General features: G+C 71.9%; 6 protein-coding genes. All 6 read left to right on the forward strand.

The window, feature by feature from the left end:
- Positions 1 to 326 (forward strand): hypothetical protein (locus tag STRIP9103_RS21230; protein WP_048820688.1); only part of this gene is annotated, 326 nt, incomplete at its 5' end.
- Positions 314 to 2,086: a V-type ATP synthase subunit A gene (locus STRIP9103_RS21235; RefSeq protein WP_009316854.1), complete on the forward strand. Its 1,773-nt coding sequence runs from the start codon at positions 314 to 316 to the stop codon at positions 2,084 to 2,086. The genes STRIP9103_RS21230 and STRIP9103_RS21235, both read left to right, overlap by 13 nt.
- A complete protein-coding gene (locus tag STRIP9103_RS21240; RefSeq protein ID WP_009316859.1) occupies positions 2,083 to 3,486 on the forward strand; it encodes a V-type ATP synthase subunit B in 1,404 nt (467 codons plus the stop codon). The genes STRIP9103_RS21235 and STRIP9103_RS21240 overlap by 4 nt, the downstream gene beginning before the upstream one ends.
- A complete protein-coding gene (locus STRIP9103_RS21245) occupies positions 3,483 to 4,097 on the forward strand; it encodes a V-type ATP synthase subunit D (RefSeq protein ID WP_009316857.1) in 615 nt (204 codons plus the stop codon). Before STRIP9103_RS21240 ends, STRIP9103_RS21245 begins: the two co-directional genes overlap by 4 nt.
- A 109-nt stretch (positions 4,098 to 4,206) precedes the next feature.
- Positions 4,207 to 5,265: an iron ABC transporter substrate-binding protein gene (locus STRIP9103_RS21250; protein ID WP_009316860.1), complete on the forward strand. Its 1,059-nt coding sequence runs from the start codon at positions 4,207 to 4,209 to the stop codon at positions 5,263 to 5,265.
- Between the two features lie 74 nt (positions 5,266 to 5,339).
- Positions 5,340 to 6,260, forward strand: coding sequence for an ABC transporter permease (locus tag STRIP9103_RS21255; RefSeq protein WP_052315585.1), 921 nt, complete (start codon positions 5,340 to 5,342; stop codon positions 6,258 to 6,260).
- The last annotated feature ends 6 nt before the right edge of the window (positions 6,261 to 6,266 follow it).

Consider the following 6,266-nt stretch of genomic DNA (forward strand, 5'->3'; position numbering starts at 1 on the left):
CCACCCGCGAGCTCCTCGTCAGGGCCCGGCGAGAGGCCAGATCCCGCACGCTCGCCGCTCGCCGGGAGGCGTACGAGGGACTGCGCCGCGATGCCGCCGAACGGGTCCGCGCCCTGCGCCGGACCGACGGCTACGTGTCCCTGCGAAAGCGGCTGGAACATCGGGCGCGGGTCCTACTGGGGTCCGGCGCCGAAGTGAGCGAGCACGCCGACGGGGGCGTGGTGGCCCGGGTGCCGGGGAGGCGGGTCGATCTCTCACTGACCGCACTGGCCGACCGCGCGCTGGACCGTATGGGAGGGGAGGTGCGGAGCCTGTGGGAGCCGTGACGGAAGCCGCCGGGACGCCCCGCCGGGCGACTGCACGGGAGCCGGTCTCCCGGATCCTGCGCGTCACCGGACCGTTGGTCGAGATGGAGTACACAGGCGGCATCGCGATGTACGACCTGGTCTCGATCGGCCCCGCCGGTCTGCCTGGCGAGGTCGTGGCCATCAGCGGTGACGTGGTCACCGTCCAGGCGTACGAGTACACCGGCGGCCTGGTTCCGGGACAGACGGCGCTGCCCCAAGGCCGTCCACTGTCGGTGCCGCTCGGCCCTGAGCTGCTCGGCGGGATCTTCGACGGCCTGCTGCGTCCCCTGTCGGGTGTCGGCGACTGGCTGCTGCCCGGCGCGCAGCCGACCGCGGCCGGCGAACGTATCTGGTCCTTCTCCCCTTTGGCGGCAGAGGGTGAGCAGATGGCCGAGGGGCAGGCGCTCGGGGAGATCCGCGACGCCGGGCCGGTGCCGGTGAAGGTCCTGGTGCCGCACGGCTGCGGGGGCACGGTCGAGGAGATCGCCGACGCCGGAGACCGGGCGCGCGATGCGACGGTGGCCGTGGTGGGCGGCACCGAGGTGACGGTCGGCGCGCTGTGGCCGGTGCGCCGCCCACGCCCGGTGCGGGAGCGCGTCGACAGCCACGAGGCTCTGAACACCGGCCAGCGGGTGATCGACCTGCTCTTTCCGGTGGCCCGGGGCAGCACGGTTGCAGTACCCGGGGGCTTCGGCACCGGCAAGACAATGCTGCTGCAGCAGATCGCCAAGTGGTGCGACGCGGACGTCATCGTCTACGTCGGCTGCGGGGAGCGCGGCAACGAGATGGCCGACGTCATCACCGAACTGTCAGAGCTCCGGGACCCGCGCACGGGCGGGCGCCTCGCGGACCGCACCGTGACGATCGCCAACACCTCCAACATGCCGATGATGGCCCGTGAAGCGAGCGTGTACACGGGGATGACGGTCGCCGAGTACTTCCGGGACATGGGTCTGGACGTGGTCGTCATCGCCGACTCGACCTCCCGGTGGGCCGAGGCGCTGCGCGAGTTCGCCTCCCGTACCGGCGCGCTGCCCGCCGAGGAGGGCTATCCGGCCGGACTCGCCTCCGCCATCGCGGCCTTCTACGAGCGGGCCGCCGCCGTGACCACCCTCGGCGGCGACCGGGGTTCGGTGACCGTGATCGGCGCGGTGTCGCCGCCGGGAGGGGACATGACGGAGCCGGTGACCGCGCACACCGAACGCTTCGTCCGCTGCCTGTGGACCCTCGACCGCGACCTCGCCTACGCCCGCCACTACCCGGCGGTCTCCTGGGCGGGGTCCTTCTCCCGGGACGTCCCGGTTCTGGCCGTCGGACACCGGACGGCCGGTGATCCGGCGTGGGCCCGGCGTCGCGACCGGGTGGGAGCGGTGCTGGCTGAGGCCGACCGGCTGGCCGACCTCGTGGATCTGATCGGGATCGCCGCCCTGCCCGCGCGGGAGCGCGTCAGCGTGCTGGCGGGGAGGCTGGTCCGCGAGGGGGTGCTCCAGCAGAGCGCCCTGTCGGAGCGGGACGCGTACTGCGGGCCGGAGAAGACGGCCGCCTTGGCCGACGCCGTCCTCGCGGTCACCGACCGCTGCCGCGAACTGGTCGATGCCGGCATCCCGGCGGCGTCGGTCGAGGAGATCGACTTCGGTCCACTGCTGCGCGCCCGCGAGGACACCGGCCCCCACGACGCCACCGGCGTGTCTGCGCGGCGGGACGCCATGCTCGCCAGGCTGGGAGAAGTACGGCCATGAGCCTGTTCGGCGGGATCGAGTACACGACGGTGCGCGAACTGCGGGGGCCGCTCGCGATCGTCGAAGGAGTCTCGGGGATCGGCTGGGACGAATACGTACGCATTACGCTCGCCTCGGGCGAACGACGCCACGGCGTGGTTCTGGACGCCGACCGTGACCTGGCGGTCGTCCAGGTGCTGGAGGGCACCGCGGGCATGGATCCGGAGGGGGTCCGCGCGGCATTCTCGGGCAGCCCCCTGCGCGTCCCCGTCGGCGCGGACTGGCTCGGCCGCGTGTGCAACGGCCGCGGCGAACCCCTCGACGGTGGCCCACCCGTGCTCGGCTCCCGGGACGCCGAGGTGGGCGGCGCTCCCATCAATCCGGTGCGGCGCGAGCCGCCGTCCGAGCCCGTTCTCACCGGTGTCGGCGCCGTCGATGCCCTGACCACGCTGGTACGCGGGCAGAAACTGCCGGTGTTCTCCGTGGCCGGGCTGCCGCACCTGGAACTGGCCGCCCAGATCGCCGCGCAGGCCACTGCCGCCGGTGAGGCGTTCAGCGTCGTCTTCGCGGGCATGGGCCTCACCCACGCCGACGCCTCCTACGTACGCGACGCGCTGGAGGAACGGTCCGCGGCCGGCGAACTGGTCCTGCTGCTGAACACCGCCGACGACCCGGTGATCGAACGGATCCTCACCCCACGCATCGCGCTCACCGTCGCCGAGCACCTCGCCTTCGACGAGGGACGGCACGTCCTGGTGGTGATGACCGACATGACCACGTACGCCGAGGCCCTGCGCGAGGTCTCCGCCGCCCGCGGGGAGATCCCCGCCCGCCGCGCCTACCCCGGCTACCTCTACAGCGACCTGGCCTCCCTCTACGAACGCTGCGGACGCATCCGGGGCCGTCCCGGCTCGGTCACCGTGCTTCCGGTGCTCACCATGCCCGCGGGCGACATCACCCACCCCGTGCCCGACCTCACCGGCTACATCACCGAGGGCCAGATCGTCCTCTCGCCCGAGACACACGCGCGGGGTGTGTACCCGCCGCTGGACGCCCTGTCCTCCCTCTCCCGGCTGATGCGCAAGGGCGCCGGTCCCGGCCGTACCCGCGACGACCACCTCGACGTCGCGGCCCAGCTGCTTGCCGCACTGGCCCGCGCCCGGCAGGTCCGCGACCTCGCGGACCTGGTCGGCCAGGCGGCGCTGAGCCCCACCGACCGCCGCTACCTGGACTACGAGGAGGCGTTCCTGCGGGACTTCGCCGACCAGCGCAGCGACCAGCCACGCGACCTGGACACCTCTCTGGAACGCGGCTGGCGGGCCCTGCTCACGCTGCCCCGCAGCCAGCTCTCGATGCTCCCCGCCCGGCTCCTCGACGCCCACGGGGCAACGGATGCCCTGGACACGGAGGCGTCCCGATGACACGCACCGGCGCCCGCCGTACGCCGCCCGGCCGTGCGGGGCGACTGCGCCTCCGGCACAGCCTCGACGTCGCCGAGCGCGGAGCGGACCTGCTGGAGCAGAAGCTCCGCATCCTCCGCTCCGAGCATCAGCGGCTGCTGCACGCGGAGGAAGCAGCAGCCCGCGCCTGGCGGGACCTGCTGTCCGAGGCCGAGAGCTGGCTGCTGCGGGGGCTGCTCCTGAGCGGAGAACACGCCCTCGACTCAGCCGCCGAGGGCATCGGCTCCGCCGAGATCACGATCCACTGGACCGTCTCCATGGGGGTACGCCATCCGGCGGCGGTCTCCACGTCCGTACCCGCCCGTCCGCCCACCGCCGCCGCTCCCACCAACACGGCCCTGGTACACGCCGAGGCCGCCTACGGCCGGGCCGTGCGCGCCGCCGCCGAGTACGCGGCCGCCCACGCCGCCGCCGAGCTGGTGGGCGCCGAGGTCATCAGCACCCGGCACCGGGTCCGCGCCCTGCGACGCCACTGGATCCCCCGTCTGCGGGAAGACCTCGCCCGCGCCGACCTGGCCTTGGAACAGGCAGAACACGAGGACAGCGTCCGGCGCCGCTGGGCTGCTCGGTAGTGATCACCCCCCTCCTCGAAATGTACAGATATTCCCCCATAACTCCTGTAAAGTTAGCCTATCCTAATTTAGGTCCGCTTCGAGGAGACGGCCAAGGAGTGAGCAGCACATGCATGCAACCCGCCCAAGAGTCGTCACCACGGTCGCCATCGGCAGTCTGCTGACTCTGTTTCTCGCAGGCTGCGGCAGTGGCGGGAGTGAGGGAGCGCAGCTGGCCGGGGAGGCTTCGGACAAGAAGATCACTGTGTACAGCGGGCGAAGCAAGCCTCTGGTCAAGCCGGTGCTGGACGATTTCCAGAAGGCCAGTGGCGTCACGGTCGAGGTGCGTTACGGAGACACGGCGGCGATGGCGGCGCAGTTGCAGGAGGAGGGCAGCCGGACTCCAGCGGATGTGTTCCTCGCGCAGGATGCCGGTGCACTGGGGGCTGTGGCCGGACAGGACCTGTTCGCAGAGCTGCCGGGCGAGGTGCTGGACAAGGTGCCGGCCGCCTACCGGGACGACGGCGGGGAGTGGGTCGGGGTGACTGGCCGTTCGCGCACCCTGGTCTACAACGTCGACCAGGTCTCCGAGGAGGATCTGCCGGAGTCGGTGTTCGAGCTGACCGAGCCGGAGTGGGAGGGGAAGGTGGGCGTCGCGCCGACCAATGGCTCGTTCCAGGCTTTCATCACGGCGATGAGGGTCGAGGACGGCGAGGAGCGGACCCAGGACTTCCTGGAGGGGCTGAAGGCCAACGACGCCCAGATCAGGGAGGGCAACGCGCCGATCGTCGCCGACGTGGACAGGGGGCGTCTCGCCACAGGGCTGGTCAACCACTACTACGTGTACGAACTGGCCAAGGAGCAGGGCACCACCGTCGACGCGCTCAAGGCGAAGAACCACTTCTTCCCGAACGGAGACATCGGGGCCCTGGTCAACGTCTCCGGCGTCGGCGTGCTGAAGGGAGCCGGCGACGATCCCGACGCCCGCGCCTTCCTCGACTACCTGCTGGGCAAGCAGGCACAGACCTACTTCGCCCAGGAGACATACGAGTACCCGCTCGTGGCCGGTGTGGCCAGTGCGCCCGGCCTGCCGAAGCTGTCCTCCCTGAAGACGCCGGACATCGACCTCAACGACCTGGACGACCTGCAGACCACGATCCAGATGATCAAGGATTCAGGGCTGGCCTGACCATGGCGTCGACGGCCGTCGCGCGCCGCCGGGCAAGGCGAGTGGTACCGCGCCCGGCACTGGCTGCTGCCGCGGTGGCCGCAGTCGGTGTGGCGCTGATCCCGCTGGTCTATCTGGCAGTCCGGGTCGGTGACGCGGGCTGGGCCCGCATCAGTGAGGAACTGTTCACGGCGCGGACCGGGGAACTCGCGGCCCGGAGTGTGGCCCTGGCCGGGGTCGTGACCACGGCGTGCACGGCACTCGGCGTGGCCTCGGCGTTCCTGGTCACGCGCACCGACCTGCCGGCGCGGCGGCTGTTCGGGGTGCTCGCCGCGCTACCCCTGGCGGTGCCCAGCTATGTGGCGGCGTTCGCCTGGGCCTCCACGGTGGAGGGGTTCGAGGGATTCTGGGCGGCAGCGCTGGTCCTGACGCTGGTGTCGTACCCGTACGTCTTCCTCCCCGTCGCCGCCGCGCTGGCGAGTGCCGACCCCGCGCAGGAGGAGGTGGCCCGGTCACTGGGGAGCGGCCCGTGGCGCACCTTCATCACAGTGACACTGCGCCAGGTTCAGCCCGCAGTGGGAGCGGGGGCGCTCCTGGTGGCGCTCTACGTGCTCTCCGATTTCGGCGCGGTCTCCGTCCTGCGGACGGATGTCCTCACCCGGGCCATCTTCACCTCGATCAGCCTCGGCTTCGACCGCACCGGCGCCCTGGTGCTGGCGACCGTGCTGGTCGCGCTTACCGTGCTCATCGTCTCGGGCGAGCAGCTGACCCGGCGGCGGGCGGCCCGCTACGCCCGCCTCGGCGGCGCGGGCCGCCCACCGGTACTGCTGCGCCTGGGCAGCCTGCGATGGCCTGCCGCATTCGGTCTCGTCGGCACGGTGGCGCTGACGCTCGGCATCCCGGCGGCGAGTCTGGCGCGGTGGTTCGGCGAGGGCGTCTCCCGGCCCGGAACTCTGACCGGGCTGGCCACGGCAGCAGGCAATCGCTCACCGTCTCCGCCGCCGGTGCGGGCCTGACCCTGT

Source organism: Streptomyces ipomoeae 91-03, assembly GCF_000317595.1.
GTDB classification, from domain to species: domain Bacteria; phylum Actinomycetota; class Actinomycetes; order Streptomycetales; family Streptomycetaceae; genus Streptomyces; species Streptomyces ipomoeae.

Excerpts from the sequence above, each read along its gene's own strand:
- STRIP9103_RS21250 (WP_009316860.1), top strand. The coding sequence starts at position 4,207 with ATGCATGCAACCCGCCCAAGAGTCGTCACCACGGTCGCCATCGGCAGT.
- STRIP9103_RS21245 (WP_009316857.1), top strand. The coding sequence starts at position 3,483 with ATGACACGCACCGGCGCCCGCCGTACGCCGCCCGGCCGTGCGGGGCGA.
- STRIP9103_RS21240 (WP_009316859.1), top strand. The coding sequence starts at position 2,083 with ATGAGCCTGTTCGGCGGGATCGAGTACACGACGGTGCGCGAACTGCGG.